General features: G+C 59.5%; 10 protein-coding genes and 1 pseudogene. 1 reads left to right on the top strand and 10 read right to left on the bottom strand.

All coding sequences use genetic code 11. From position 1 onward, the window contains the following. Positions 1-144 precede the first annotated feature (144 nt). Positions 145-936 carry an Lcl C-terminal domain-containing protein gene (locus BN2503_RS13650; RefSeq protein ID WP_054257214.1) on the bottom strand — a complete coding sequence of 264 codons (792 nt, stop codon included), beginning with the start codon at positions 934-936 and terminating at the stop codon, positions 145-147. An 829-nt stretch (positions 937-1765) separates the two neighbouring features. Continuing rightward, positions 1766-2134: pseudogene (locus BN2503_RS19490) on the bottom strand (biotin/lipoyl-containing protein); the annotation flags it as partial. Between the two features lie 107 nt (positions 2135-2241). On the opposite strand from BN2503_RS19490, the gene BN2503_RS20535 reads away from it, so the two are divergent. After that, positions 2242-2409 carry a hypothetical protein gene (locus BN2503_RS20535; RefSeq protein WP_158447362.1) on the top strand — a complete coding sequence of 56 codons (168 nt, stop codon included), beginning with the start codon at positions 2242-2244 and terminating at the stop codon, positions 2407-2409. A gap of 153 nt (positions 2410-2562) precedes the next feature. Here BN2503_RS20535 and BN2503_RS19485 read toward each other — a convergent pair whose 3' ends face one another. The 8 genes from BN2503_RS19485 to BN2503_RS19480 form a co-directional block, all read right to left on the bottom strand. Continuing rightward, positions 2563-3765, bottom strand: a complete 1203-nt coding sequence (locus tag BN2503_RS19485) for an Lcl C-terminal domain-containing protein (RefSeq protein ID WP_158447361.1) — start codon at positions 3763-3765, stop codon at positions 2563-2565. Continuing rightward, entirely contained in the window at positions 3758-6916 is a 3159-nt protein-coding gene (locus BN2503_RS13630) for a serine-rich family protein (RefSeq protein ID WP_054257210.1), read from the bottom strand. The genes BN2503_RS19485 and BN2503_RS13630 overlap by 8 nt, the downstream gene beginning before the upstream one ends. A 90-nt stretch (positions 6917-7006) precedes the next feature. Then, positions 7007-7540, bottom strand: coding sequence for a hypothetical protein (locus BN2503_RS13625; protein WP_054257209.1), 534 nt, complete (start codon positions 7538-7540; stop codon positions 7007-7009). A 30-nt stretch (positions 7541-7570) separates the two neighbouring features. Further along, the gene (locus BN2503_RS13620; RefSeq protein ID WP_054257208.1) at positions 7571-8395 is read right to left on the bottom strand and encodes an RNA polymerase sigma factor; all 825 of its coding nucleotides are present in this window, start codon (positions 8393-8395) and stop codon (positions 7571-7573) included. A gap of 123 nt (positions 8396-8518) precedes the next feature. Beyond that, a complete protein-coding gene (locus BN2503_RS13615; RefSeq protein WP_139235437.1) occupies positions 8519-9721 on the bottom strand; it encodes a hypothetical protein in 1203 nt (400 codons plus the stop codon). Positions 9722-9739: 18 nt separating this feature from the next. Then, the gene (locus BN2503_RS13610; protein WP_139235436.1) at positions 9740-10876 is read right to left on the bottom strand and encodes a hypothetical protein; all 1137 of its coding nucleotides are present in this window, start codon (positions 10874-10876) and stop codon (positions 9740-9742) included. Between the two features lie 26 nt (positions 10877-10902). Continuing rightward, positions 10903-12711, bottom strand: coding sequence for an Hsp70 family protein (locus BN2503_RS13605; RefSeq protein WP_054257205.1), 1809 nt, complete (start codon positions 12709-12711; stop codon positions 10903-10905). A gap of 199 nt (positions 12712-12910) precedes the next feature. Next, on the bottom strand, positions 12911-14602 hold the full coding sequence (locus BN2503_RS19480; protein ID WP_074930277.1) for a hypothetical protein: 1692 nt from the start codon (positions 14600-14602) through the stop codon (positions 12911-12913). Between the last annotated feature and the right edge of the window lie 4 nt (positions 14603-14606).

The following is a 14606-nucleotide window of genomic DNA, read 5'->3' as shown; positions in this document are numbered from 1 at the left end:
GGGCCTGCCCCTACAAAGAGCCGCCACGCACCACCAGGCCCATGCAGCGGGATGGATGCGCTGGAGAACACCTGCACCTTGTCCTGGCGCGGCGATACCCCTGCCTTTTCGGCAAGGCTTGTGCGAAAACTGCAAAGAACAAAATCACTGTCCGCCGCGCACAAGCCGAACGCGGTAGCCGAAGCCGCGGCCGCCGCTGACGTCGGCGTCGCCATTGCCGAAATACACGACCCACGCGTAGTTCGAAAAGTCGGCATTGGGCGAGCCCGACCAGACGTACGAAGACGGCGTATTTGGGAAGGCGGAGCTAAAAATCGTTGGCCTGTGATAATCCCCCAGGCACTTCCCATTAACGTCGTAGCTGCCAGCCTTAAATTTCCACCTGAGCCCGGAACTGCAATACACCAGCGTGCTCAATTCCTCAATATCAGGCAAACGCCAATCGCCATAGCCCGCATAGCGATAATTCTGGGCGGCTTTTCGAGCCTCGTCCCATGTGTATTTCCGTGCTTCTCCGGCACAGCGGCTGCCATCCCAACTCTGCCCCAGGCTGCAACGCATCCACATCAATCCAGTTTCCTTGTCGGTCACTGTCTGGCCGTCGGTGCTGATGACGTACCGGCGTTCTGCTCTCTGGAGCGCCTCAGCAGGCAAATACCACCGCGTCCACCCGAACCACCCCATGCTCAGAACAATCATCAGCAAGGTGAACTTTATCCAGGGGTATTTTTCTTTCTTTTTTTCTGCCCCATTTGCCTTGCCATCGGAACCCAGGGGTTCAGTAGTCTTCACGTTTTCGGTATTGCCTATATCCGGTACCTGGCTTCCGGCCTGGGCTTGAATGGCGTGTTGCATGGCCGCCGCATAGCGCCCCCGGGCGGCGTCCTGGGCGGCCTCCCTGTCCTCAATAGTGGGAAAAAAGACTGCTGGATCCATCCCGCATTTCGGGCAAGCGCCATTCGCAGGGCGGGCGCAGGCGGATTCTCCAATAAGGCAAGGGGGGTTGATGCTATTCATAGTTTTCACCTTTGATGGTAACTCGGCTGGACGAGGACTCAAAGGCAACAAAGCGAGTCGCATTTTTTCATTTTTTACCGCGAAGTAATTTAATAGCGAGCGCAATTACAATCACCAAGGCCATTGCAATGAAAATCAACAATCCAAGCACCAAAAGGTCATAATCCGATGAAAGGTAGAATTGCTTCCAATTACCTTTCAACCCTTCGTAGGCCATTGTCCATTGAGTTCTTGGCACTGTAAATAAGGCCAAAATAATTCCTGCCACCATCAAAAATGCCTCGACAGGGCCTGGCTTTCTACGCGATCTCCTCAGCAGCCGCTCGGCTTCTTTTGCATGATCCGATTCTGGGTATTGAAGGAGGAAAGCTTCTAATAGCTTCACCCCTCCATCTTTTGCAAGCTGCCATGCGGACTCTTCCGCTTGTTTCTTTTGCAATTTATCCAGATGCTGTGCGGCCTTCCCTGCGTTCTCCGAACCGGGGGGCTGTACCGAGAATTCGCCAGTCTGGGCAAGCTGCCCTGTTTTATTCCCCTCCGGACGTTGGCGCTCTTTTTCTGCCTGCTTGCGTGCTTCTTCATCACGCTGCGCTGCCGCATAGCGTACCCGTGCTGCTTCGAGGGCCGCATCCCTATCCTCAATAGTGGGAAATGCAATCTCTACATCCAGCCCGCATTTCGGGCAAGTGCCCCTCTGCGGGCGGGCGCATGCGGATTCCCCAATAAGGCAGGGTGGATTGGCACTATTGGCCACGTCCTTGAAGTCGCCGATTGGAAATGGCCAACCTGCTGGGCGGGCGGTAGGCGCTTCTGTTTTAGGAGCTTCTGGCGCTTGTGCAGCGGGCGCTGGAGCCTGTTTTGGCTCTAAACTACCAGCGCCCACCGTCTCCAGCACGGCGATGACCGAGCCTTCGCTCACCTTGTCGCCCAGGGCAATGCACAGCTCTTTGATGACGCCCGCGTGGCAGGAGGGAATCTCCATCGACGCCTTGTCCGATTCGACGGTGATGAGCGATTGCTCGGCCTTGACCGTGTCGCCGGGCTTGACCAGTAGCTCGATCACGCCCACTTCGTCGAGACCCCCAATGTCCGGGATCTTGATGTCAACCAATGCCATGCCATGCCTCCTGCCGAGCGGTCTCAAAGGAGGCATGCGCCCCCTTGGAGGGCAGCGAATGAATATGAGCGTGGGGGTTCACAGTTCGTCTCCCGTTCTGGTCAAGCGTGCAGCGGGTTGATCTTGTCGGCATCGATGCCGTACTTCTCGATGGCCTTGGCCAGACACCTTCTCCAGACGGCGGCACCGCCTGCAACAACTCACCGCAGCAGAAAAAAGTGGAGAAAAAAGCCTCTGACGTTTGCGCAGCACGCGCTGGCAGCTATGTTTTTTGAGGAATTGAGGGGGCTGCCACTGCAAAGAGCCGCCATGTGCCACCCGGCCCATGCAGCGGGATGGAGGCGCTGGAGAACACCTGCACCTTGCCCTGGCGCGGCGATACCCCTGCCTTTTCGGCAAGGCTTGTGCGAAAACTGCAAAGAACAAAATCACTGTCCGCCGCGCACGAGCCGAACGTGGTAGCCGTCGCTGCGGTAGCCGTAGTTGGCGTAGCCATTGTAGAAATTCACGCCCCACGCGAGGCTCGAATCGTTGGCATTGGGCGAGCCCGACCAGACGAACGAAGACGACGCATTTGGGAAGGCGGAGCTAAAAATCGTTGGCCTGTGATAATCCCCCAGGCACTCCCCATCATCGTCGTAGCTGCCAGCCTTAAATTTCTTCCTGCGCCCGGAACTGCAATACACCAGCGAGCTCAATTCCTCAATGTCAGGCAAACGCCAATCGCTATAGCCCGCATAGCGATAATTCTGGGCGGCTTTTCGAGCATCGTCCCACGTGTATTCCCGTGCTTCTCCGGCACAGCGGCTGCCATCCCAACTCTGCCCCAGGCTGCAACGCATCCACATCAATCCAGTTTCCTTGTCGGTCACTGTCTGGCCGTCGGTGCTGATGGCGTACCGGCGTTCTGCTCTCTGGAGCACCTCAGCAGGCGAATACCCCCACTTCAACCTGAACCACTCCATGGCACGCTGCCACCATGCAGTCTTGACGGTCTCTCGCTGTTGACGCTCCTTTTCCGCCTGCTTGCGTGCTTCTTCATCGCGCTGCGCTGCCGCACGTTCTTTCCCTGCCTGCTCTTCGCGCAGTTCTTGCAGACGCCGTCGCGCTTCACCGCTGTATGTGGAATCCGGGTTCTGCACCAGGAACGCTTCCAAAGCCGCAGTTCCGCCGGTCCGGGCACGCTGCCATGCAGCCTTGACGGCCTCTCGCTGTTGACGCTCCTTTTCCGCCTGCTTGCGTGCTTCTTCATTGCGCTGTATTGCAGCGCGTGCTACCTCTTCCCGTGCTTTGCGCAGCGCTTGCAAGCGCCGCAGGGCCTCACTGCTGTGTATAGAGTTCGGATGTTCCGCCAGGAAAGATTCCAACGGCTCTATTCCCCCGTCTTTGGCACTTTGCCATGCTGTTTGGGCTGCTTTTCGCTCCTGGCCTTTCTTTTCTGCCAGCCCAAGTGCCTCCTCGTTACTCTGACCTGCTGTGTAACGTGCCCGCGCTGCTTCGAGGGCTTCATCCCGATCCTGGATGCTGGGAAAAAATAAGTTGGCATCCATCCCGCATTTCGGGCAAGCGCCATTCGCAGGGCGGGCGCAGGCGCTTTCGCCGATCAGGCAGGGCAAGTGGGTGTTATTCATTTTCCTGGCCATCGGGGGTAGAGATTTCCATCAGGATGCCGTGCGCAGGGGCATAGTTTTGCGCGGCGGCCTGCTCCAGCCAGCGGCGGGCTTGCAGGGGCTGTTTGGCTAGCAGTTCCAGCGCCAGGTCCACCTGGGCCGCGGGCAAGCCCAGTTCCGCCGCTTGGCGCAGGTGGTGCAGGTTGCGCTGCTTGTGCGTTTGCCGGGCCGATTTGCGGGCCTGCGCACGGGTGGAGAGCTGCCACAGGCCTTGGTGCGCGCGGGCAAGGGCCAAGGTTTCTTCGCGGGCCAAAGGGCGGCTGGCGGCTGCCTGCCGGGCCAGGGCCAGGCTGCGCTGATACCACCAGCGGGCCTGGGTGGCCGAGGGGCCGAGGTGCGGCGATGGGGCCTTGCCAGGGGCGAAGGTGCGGCCCAGTTCGCAGGCCAGCAAACAGGGGCTGGCGGCAAACCGGCTGGCGGCTTGTTGCAGGGCGGCCAGATCGTGGTTGCTGGCGTGTATTTTGTCTTGGAGACGCAGGCATGCGTCTTGGGTGCCGTCTTGTATTTGCAGCCAGAGTTGCAGGCGCGCAGCGCAGCGCACGGTGGCGGCCAGCCAGTACTGCATCAGTTCGGCCAGCAGCAGGTGGCTGGCGTGCAGGCTGGCGGGGTCTTCAAAGGCTGCAAGTACCTCTGCGGGGGTGATGCCCTGCCAGGGGCTGTGTTGGAGCTGTTCCCAGCGCAGCACGAGCATGAGCAGCGCGTTCGCGGCAAAGCGTTCGTCGATGGCCTGCCAGCCGGGCGCGGCACGGGCAATGGCGGTCAGCAGCGCCTGGTCGCTGATGGCGGCGTTGTGCCGGGCCTGGGCGCCGTCTGCGGCCAGCATGGCGATGGCAAAGGGTTTTCGCACGCCCTCAAAGCTGGCCAGTGCGTGGCCGCTGGTCTGGCTGGCCATGTATTCGAGTTGCAGCGCGCTGGCGTTCATGCTTTGCTGCATCTGGGCGCGGTCGTCGGGCGCGGTCAGGCGGTGGCAGATGCGGATGCTGGTGTTTTTCAGCACTTCGGGGGCCAGCGCGGAGGGTAGCTGGTCGCCAATGACGATGCCCAGGCCCAGGGCGCGCACTTCGGCCAGCATCTTGACCACCCAGGCTGTGGCGGCGGCCTTGGGGTCGGCCTGACCTTCGGCGCCTTGCTGGCGTGCGGCATGGGGGCCGATGAGGTTGTGCGCTTCTTCCAGGAACAGCACGTGGCGAAGCTTGTGCCCCGCTTCACGCACAGTGCCTGTCTGGCGCTCTTCTTCCTGCTGCACGGTGAGGGCTTCGCGCAGATAGGTTTGCAGCAGCAGGCTGAGCATGTTGGCGTTGGCTTCGCCCAGGCTTTCGAGCTCCACCACGATGGGGCGGGCCAGCCATTCCTCGGGGCGCAGGGTGGAGGCGGCGGCGCCAAACACGTCGGCCAGGGGGCCGTCCACCAGGCGGCCAAAGCGGTATTCCAGCCCGGCCTGGACGGTGGCGGCGTTTTCTCCCACGTAGTCGGTGGCGTCGGCCAGTTCGCGCAACAGTTCCACCAGTCTGGGCATGGCCGGAAAACCCCGCTGTGCCACGGCCTGCGCGGTGGCAATGTCTTCGCGGCGCCAGCCGCGTTCGACGTAGGCGGTTTCCAGTGCGCTTTCGAGCATGGCGGGCAAGGGATTGAACAAGCCGAAGGCCGCATCGAAGATGGCTGCCAGTTGGGTGCAGTGTTCACCAATGGCAAAGCCCAGGGGCATTTCCAGGGGGTTGATGCGCAAGGCCAAGGGGTTCAGCTCACCTTCGGTCAGCCATTCGCTGGCGGCAGCGCGTGCCGGGGCGAACAGCAGCACCTGTCCGCTGCAACCCGGCAGGTTGAGCAGGCCCCTGTATTCCCGTTTGGCGGGTTCTAGCACCAGAAAGGGGCGCTGATAGTCGCACCACAGTTGGCGTGCCAGGCTCATCAAGGTGTTGGTCTTGCCGCTGCCGGGCACACCCACCACCAGGGTGTGTTTGACCAAGGCATCGAGTGGCAGGTAGATGGGGTCTGCCGCTTCTTGGCCGGGGGTGTGCGCGTGGCCCAGCAGCAGTTGCGCCTGCCCTTGGGCGGTCAGCACGGGCCAGGTTTCCTTGCGCAGGTCGAGTTGCTCGCCTTCATGCAATACAGGCAGGCGAAATAGCGCCGCCACTTCCGACAGGGCAAAGACCTGGGGCAGGCGTTGCAGCGCCGGGGGAGGCTGCACGCCCTGGGGGGGCGCCGTGCTGACCAGGTGGAGTGGAGCGGGCTCGAAAAAATCCAGGTTCGCAGGCAATGGCCAACTGCTGTGCGGGCCTTCGCTGAGGGCTTCGGCCATGATTGTGTCGGCCAGCAGGCGGGCCAGGTCGCGCGTGGGCGCGTAGCAGCGCAACTGCATGGTGAAGCAGGGTTCGCAGCGCAGCTTGTCGAGCAAGTCTTGCCGCAGGCTGCGCAATTGCTCGGCCACTGGACCGGGTTTGACGTATTCGCTGCGTCCGAGCGCATCTTTGTAGCTGCCACCCGCCAGCCGTGCCAGGGAATGAGCGTATGCGGCGTGCAGGGCCTCGTATTCGGATTCGCCTTCGCTGGGCTCCAGTGCCAGCGTCAACACGCAAGGCACCTCCAGCGATTGCATCAATTGCAGCACGGACAGCAGGCGGCAGCTTGCGTTGCCCTCCCAGGGGTAGGCCGCATGCAGCCAGGGCGGCAGTTCGCTATAGCGTGCAAATGCGTCGTCGCCCAGTTCTGCCAGGGGCCAGTAGCGCTCCAGGCGTGCCACTTCACAGCCCTGCAAAGCCATGCCGCCGGGAGTTTTGTCCTCCAGAGGGTCGGTGCTGGGGGCCATCAGCGCTGCAAAGTACGGAGCCAAGGGGGTGGCCAGCCAGGTGGACCATACAGGGGCGTTCTGCAAGGCCTGCTCACTGCCTGCAAAGCCCAACGCCATGCGCAGGCGCTGCCCTGGGGGCGGCGCAGGGTCGGCCTGGATGCACAGGCGCAATTGCAAGCCGTAGGAGTTGCCAAGGCGGTGGAGCATGCGCAGGCTGGGTTCAAACAAGGCCAGCACGGCCTGTGGCTCGCCATGGGGCAAGGCCGCGTAGCGGGGCTGGGTCAGATCAGGGGTCTGGCGGAGGTTGAACCACAGGGCTGGCATGTTGCGGGCACGTGAGTGAAAAAAAGCGAAGCGCTCGCACCGGGCTGGCACGCGGGCTGACGAGAAAAGAGCAGGTCTAGGCCTGTTGGCTCACAACAGGCCCGTGAGCCGGTTGAGCGTTTGGTTCACCGCGCTTTTGACGGTTTCCGTGGTGCGCTGCAGCTTCTGCTGGTCTTGCCGCGAATTGGCGTCGATGTCGTCCTGAAAGCGTGCTTCTTCTTCAAAGGCGATCTTGATGGCCTCGTGCTGCTGGCCGCCAATGACGTCCACCACGGCCTGGCTGACGTTGCTTTCCAGCCTCTTGTTGGTCAGTGCTGCCTGGCTGTCGTTTTGGGCGGTAAGCGCTGCGTCCAACTGGCGGTTCTGCACCTGCTCCGATTGGGCCTGTTGCCCTTCGAGGACGTGGTGTACGTTCTGTTTGACCTCTTCCCGCACGCGCTGAATGCTGCGGTCCAGGTCAGTGGTGCCGTTGTGCGCCATGCCGGCATGCGTGGCGGTGTATTGCTCTGCCTGGCTGCGCATGAGTTCGAGTTCGCGCTCGGTCTTGATGCCGAGGGCTTGGTTTTTTTCGTAGTCGCGCTTCACCTCGTCGCGAGACTTGTCGGCCTTGTTGAGCTTGTTCATTGCTTGTTTCCTTCAAAAATACGGTGTCTGTCAGTCCCAAGACGGCACGACGGGCTCAGACCGTTCATCCTCGGTGTCCGGCTCCAGTGCATGGCGCTCGGCAAGGTTGATGTGCACGGCGGGTATGCGGTAGAGAGACCGCAAGGCCTGCGCCTGGGCAGAGTTGTCGGTCATGAAGGCCCGCACCGCTTCGGACCACCAGCGCTTGACGGTGCCTACGGGCCGCTGCATCTCCAGGGCAATCTCATTCCACTGCTCCAGCCCTTCGCCGCTCATCCATACGCGCAGCAGTTTTGCGTGGTTCTCGGTGAGGGTGACCCGTTTGCTGCCCGGTCCAGCCGTCTTGTTGCGAACCTGCGTGGGCACTTCGACGATGGCGCCGGGCATCTGGTCAAGGTAGTCGTACAAATGGTTCTGCGTTTGCCGCAGCAAGAGATAGCCCGTGACTGTGCGCCGCTGACTTGGAAGGAACTCCTCGCCGTTTTCGTCTTGTACATCCATCCAGATCCTGGGTACGCGCCCATGCAATCTGCGCTGGTCGTCGAGCAACAGGTTCGTCAGCACCATGTGAATGTAGGTGGCCAGTTCGCCCTCCGAATGCCCATTGAAGCGAAGGATTTGGGGCGCCTCCCACCGCAGCAGCAACTTTTCCAGCCCGGCTGCCGCCAGGTCGTATGGCTCACTGATGTTGAGTCCGCCAGGGGTCTGACGGCCCATGATGTGGCGGGCTTTTGCCTCCAGCAAAGGCCATAACTGCAGCGAAAGCGTCTGCCGATGCTCTTCCATCAGGTGCGGCACCTCCTGCGCGCGGGCCGCCAGGACAATCCTCAAGGGTTCTGCCAGCGATTTGATCATCGTGTCGTCCTTTCTATGGCAAGTGCGAGTAACAACAAAATGGGCTTAGACCCTTACCCCAAAAGCGGCTCCAGCTATCAAAACAAGAGTTCCCATTCCTGTCGCGTGGTGAACGAAGTGGTTCTACGGCGGATACACCCGTGAAAACAGCGGTTCAAGCAGTTTCTGGTGCCGTGTCAGTTCCGCCTGCAACTGTGGGGTCAGTTCCAGGCTGGCCATCGACAGGCCAGAGGTGTCGGTGTTTTGCAGGTCAACCAGTTGCCTGATGTGCCGGTCGGTAGCGTTTTGAACGCCATCCAGCGCCAGCCTCAGCAGTTGCATGGTGCCAAGTGTTTCGACCAGATCGTCGGTCAGTACCGTGATGCCGGGCAGGTACAGGCGCTTGACGGACAGTGCGGCCAGCGCCTGCAGGTTCGGCAAAGAAAGGCTGGTAATGGCTGGCAGCGCCAGGCTTTGGAAGCGGGCGCCTGCGAGCGCCTGCCACTGCTCGGGCGCACCCTCGGCCGCAGGTACCCAGGCCCCCAGGGACAAGGGGCCGCCATAGGAAGCCAGTGCCTGCAGGGCCTCGGCGCTGGGGTTGCGCCATCCATCCAGGTGCAGTGTGCCCAAGGGCTTGCCAGGGTCGCCCTTGCGCTGGGCCAGAAGCGTGGCCTGCCTGGCATCCAGTGTGCTGAGGCCGTTGAGCATCAAGGGCCCCTGCACCCGCGACAGCAGGTCTCCATCCTCCTCGGTGATGTTTTTCAGACTGCACAGACTCAATCCCGGCTGGGCTTTGCCGCGCTCGGCGGCACGCCGCTCCACCAGGGGTGCGATGATGCCGCCCAGGCTCCCGTCTTCACGCGGTGCAAGCCCATCCAGCAGCAGCAGGCCGCCGTGCTCGGCAAGGGCGCTGGAGGCATCGAAAGACAGCGCGCGCACGCCTGACAAATTCAGCGGGCCAGGATGCCGGGCCAGCACTTGGGCGGTAGGGCCATCCAATTCGGTCAGACCGGTCAGGTTGATCTGCGCGCCTGCAGGGCTGGCGTCGAGCAGGCTGGTGGCGCCATCTGCATATAGCCAGCGCAGCATGTTGGTACCCTGAGGCGGCTGGCCAGGCAAGCCCGCCTCCGGCCAGACCCAGGGTGCGTTGCGCCATGTTTGCACGTCGCCCTGGAGTCCTTGCATGACAAAGGGGTGCACAACGGCCATTGCATGCTGCAAGGCCGAGGCATCGTGCCAGTGCTGTTGCACCCATGCCAAAAACTCGGCAAAACCGCGAAATTGCTGCCCCTGGTGCATAGGGCTGGGCTGCGGAGAGACATTGGTTAAAAAGGTTTCATGTGTCATGGCCAAGGCCCTTCCGTTCTAGCCCACCAAGCCACCCGGCGCTTTGCGCTGGCCGGCCTGTTGCAGTGATTCAAGCGTTTTGTTCACCGCCTCCAAGATATTGCTTCTGGCGTTAGTTTCCGCGGCTTGCTTGCCTTCGGCCTGCACGGTCTGCACGCGCTGGATGTAGTCGTCAATGGTCTGCCCGGGATCTGCCAGCACCAGCGTGGAAAGGTAGATGGCGGCAGCGCCATTCGCCACGTCCACGGTTAGCAACAGGGTCAGGCGGCTCGCGCGTGAACGAAAAATGGCCGCCGTGCAATCCTGGCTGCCATGGGCCCCAGCCAGGGTGACAGGCTCTATGGTCAGTTGGTACGCATCTCCAACCGAAGCCCTGCTGGCGGCGTGCCCGCTCAATACGGTAAAAAATTCTTCAGCAGTCCAGTGCTGTCTCTGCAGCGCCCCCCCGAGGTTGCTGGCGGGTTCGCCACGCACGGCCAGCAGGGTGCGAGCCGCCTCGGGGCTTTCCCTGAATTCCCGCTCCAGGCTGTAGGCATCGGCGCGGTCGCGCAGGGCAATGCGCAACCGCTGCCCTGGCTGCTCCGGCGCTTGCATGCAGCGGCTCTTCCACAGTGCCTTCTCAAGCTGCTGCCGACGGCTCTGGTCTTCAGGGCTCAACAGGGAAACGGCATGCAGGGCCGTGAGCAGCTCCAATTCTTCTTCGTCCCTGCTGCCCCATTGGCGAAACCAGTGGGCCAGCGCAAATCCTTGCTGAATGCACCTTTCAGCAGCTTGGCGTTGCGAACCAGGATGTGGGTGCATGAGGGCTCGAGCCCAGTCGCGCGTGGCACGCAGCAGGCCCGGCGCCTGCGCATAGCCCATGAGCAGCAGCGCCGCGCTGTTCACGGGAATACTCGCCTGTTCTGGCAGGCCGTAAGACCACAGGCGCAGCAGCTCTTTGATTTGCTCCCTGCTCAAAGGAAACTCTCCTGGCTGGGCTGCCACACCCTGAATGTCAAACAGCGGCGCCAGCGTTTCATCCCACAGTCTGAGCCAAGCATGGCGTTCGGTGAGCCTGAGGTAGAAACTGGCTGCATCCTGAGTGACCGCCAGGGATTGATGATCCTGCGCCTTGAGTTCAAGCTGCGCAATCTTGCCGTTGTCGATAACTGGCATAGCGGGTGCCATGATCATTCCCCGATTCATCGCGCCGCCTTGCTGCCAGAGGCAACATACGCTCGATAGGCCTCAACATAGGGGTCAGAGGGCGATTCATCGCTGATCACAACCTGTTCCAGCAACTGCATCAGTTCGTTGATGGGGTAGGCCTGCTGGCGGTTGTTGTCGAGGTTGATGAAATGAATGAGCACGCGGGCTTCTCCGCTGATGCCCTCCTCGTCGGGCTGCACGGAGAACCCGAACGACCAGCGGGTCTGGCTGTTTTCCCAGCCAGGAACCAGTTTCTTCAATTTGGACTCGGCTCCGCTGAGCCGGGTCTGGTCTAACGGAATGCGCCTGGGGGCGTACTGGGTGTTCCCCGTGTCGGAAAAGCCCAGGATCAACCCACCGCCACCGCCCGTCAGCGTGATCGTGTTGCCGCCCATATCCCTGGCCCAGCGGGGTTGAGCTAAGTCTTTGTAGGGGACATGGCGATCGATGATCTGGAAGTACTTCCAACCCCATTGCCCGTTGGGCAGCATGGCCTGCGCCCAGAAACCGATCTGATACTCGGTCTTGCTGTCGTCGATATGCAGCAACTGCGCGGCCACCAGAGCCGCCCCCATGGCGATGGAGAAATGGCGATCCTGCGATCGGTTGTGCGCCAGGCGGGGATCCGTCCTGTCCTCTACATTCAGGGGAATGCCCATGCGCTCACGTATGGCGTGTTCGACAAATGCCAGGTTGCTAAACCCCCCTGCCAACACCACTTTGAGGTCTGTGGACTTGGCAAGATCAGGAAAGCCCGAAAACACCTCGTCCAATGCCGCTTGCAGATGCGGGTCATTGACTGCCTTGTATGCGGCCAGGCAGTCCTTCGGCAGAACCTTGAGGCGGTTGACGTTGAAAGCCTGCTCTTGATCTTCGTCTTCGGGGTAGTTCTGGACCACCCACTCGTTGAGCGTGTTACGCACATTGTCGTGGCGTTTTTTTGTCTCCAGGGTATTCAAATGATCAGAAGTATCCTCTGCGCTGAGCGATCTTCCATTCAATATGGTATTAAGCAAGGCTTTATCATACGCCACGCCTGCGGCACCCAAGGCAAAATCCAGTGACTTGCCCCGGCCGCTGGTTTCGAGAACAGACAATTCGATAAGATTTTGTTTGCTCCACCCCACTTCTGCCAGCGTCAAGTCCAGCGTGCCGCCACCATAATCCACGACCAAGAGCTTCCCAGTCAGTGGCTCTTTGTTTTTACTCCTTTTCTTGTATTCGTGCGCGAAATAGCCTGCCGCAGCCTCTGGTTCGCTCTTGATGGTGATCTTGGGAGGAGGCCCCTTGAGTTCCAACGCTTGGCACGCAGCGCGCAAGGCACCGAGCAATTTGTGCTGGGCGCTGCCAGTATTGCCATTCAACTGCTGCCCCAGGGCACGCCAGACCAGTGGGATGGTAATGACCACCGTCTCCAGTCGCTCGATATTCTGATCGCGCTTGAAGGCCTTGAGCAAATCCGTCAGAAAGTCCCGGGTGACATCGCTAGGTTTTTTATTCTTATAAGGCTCATATTCTGGATTATTTGATATATAGGCATCCAGCTCCGAGGTCCCCTCCATTGCCAACAGCATCTTGAAATGCTGGAATACCTGGTAGCTATCATCAGCAATCAATCCCCTGGCCGCAGAGCCAAAATTGCGGACGCCCTTCTTTTTGTGATATGCCATCGCGCTGGGTACCGACCCATGGTCCTCTGCCCGGAAAACCTCAATGTAATTCTCGTCATCCGACCGTCTACTCTCATTGACGTAGCACAAGGTGGTGTAGGTCGTCCCGAAGTCTATGCCTATCTTGCTCATGGTCGTACTTCTTAAAAATTTAATGACGGCGAAAGCGTGAATTATCAGAGATATTTTCGCACCGCTCTGGCACAACGAATACTATCCCAATTCTGTCCTAGGTTACAGAGCATTCACATCAGCCCGGTTTTGTCGATCACTGTCTGGCCATCGGCGCTGATCACATGGCTTGTTCCACCTACGCCCGAGGGAGAGCGGCCTAGCTTTCACAGGCGGCTTTGCTAGAGCATTGGCGGATGTGTTTGTTGCTCTCAAACAGCCCTTGCTCAATGTAAAAATCACCTTTCCATTCGCCCTTACCAGATTTATAGGTAGCTGAATAAACGGCGCGCGGAATAGTGCGCACTCCGAAACCGTGCATCTCGCCATCATGAAAATCACCTTGATAGCGAATTCCTTTAGCAGAAGTGTAGATGCCCTTTCCGTGTGGCATTCTATTGCGGTATTCTCCCTCGTAGCGCGCCCCATCAGGCCAGGTAAGAATTGCTTGCGGCTCTTTGGCTTCTCGCTGTACTTGCTGCCGCTCCTTGGCTTGCTTTTCTTGCTCAGCTTTCTGGCGTTGCAGCTCTTTTTCTTCTTCTATCTGCCTATCACAAGCAGGCTTGCTCGGGCATGAATGAATGAGTTTTCCTTTCTCGAAAACTCCTTGCTCGATGTAAAAATTACCCTTCCAGATACCTTTACTGGAGGTTTTTTCTTTATCGTAAAATTCCCGAGGAATGGAAAATATGGCAAATCCTTGGAATAAGCCATCTTGGAAATTTCCTTCATAGCGCATCCCATCGCTCGTTTCCATGATGCCCTTCGTCGGCTCCCCGTCCTGGAAATCTCCTTCGAAGCGTAATTTAGCAGGTCTTATCAGGACGCCTTTTCCATGAAAATAGCCATTGCTCAGCTCCCCTTCGTAGCGCAGCAATATGTGCTTCCCCCGGGATGCTTGAACAATGCCATGACCTTGGGCAAATCCACCACTATTGCATTCGCCTGACCATTTTACATTATCAGCATCTTGAAATCTCTGCTGTAATTTACATTCTTTGGCCTGACCAGATTTCTCTCTCTGAGATGGTGCTGGTGCCAGAGGTGAAGGTGGGGGTGACTTGTTAGAGCATCCACTTCTAAATATCAAAATTATGAAAATAATTGCCAAGGCTGATGCAGCCGCTCTTATTTTCTTTTTTCTACGGATTTTTTTCGGCCGCAATCTGGCTTCCTTGGTATGCCCCGATTCCGGATGCTGGAGAAGAAAGGTTTCTAACTGGTTTGCGCTTGCGTCTTTTGCCGAGAGCCATGAGGCCTCTTCTTCTTGCTTCTTCTGCAATTCCTGCAAGTTTTCTACCTCCTGCAGTTCCTGTATGCGTTGACGAGCTTCGCTGACATATTCGGAATCCGGGTGCTGTGCAAGGAATGACTCCATGGCCACGATGCCGCCAGCCTGAGCAAGTTGCCATGCGGTTTTGGCGGCTTCTCGCTGCTGGCGCTCCTGCTGCGCCTGCCTACGTGCTTCTTCATTGCGCTGTGCCTCTGCACGTTCTTTCTCTGCTTGCTCTTTGCGCAGCTCCTGCAAGCGCCGCCGCGCTTCATCGCTGTATGTGGAATCCGGGTACTGTGACAGGAACGCCTCCAAAGCCGCGGCTCCGCCGGTCCGGGCAAGTTGCCATGCAGCTTTCGCGGTCTCTCTCTGCTGACGCTCCTTTTCCGCCTGCTTGCGTACTTCTTCATTGCGCTGCGCTGCCGAGTAGCGCACCCGTGCGGCTTCAAGCGCCTCGTCTCGATCCTGGATGCTGGGAAAGACACCGTTCGAGTCCAGCCCGCATTTCGGGCAAATGCCATTCGCCAGGCGACTGCAGGCGCTTTCACCGATCAGGCAGGGGATTGTTTTGTCCGTCATGGCG

It is taken from the genome of Paenacidovorax caeni (assembly GCF_001298675.1).
In the GTDB taxonomy this organism is placed as follows: Bacteria; Pseudomonadota; Gammaproteobacteria; order Burkholderiales; family Burkholderiaceae_C; genus Paenacidovorax; species Paenacidovorax caeni.
Note: the sequence above shows the minus strand (reverse complement) of the source record. Positions and strands in the feature narration are given on the sequence as shown.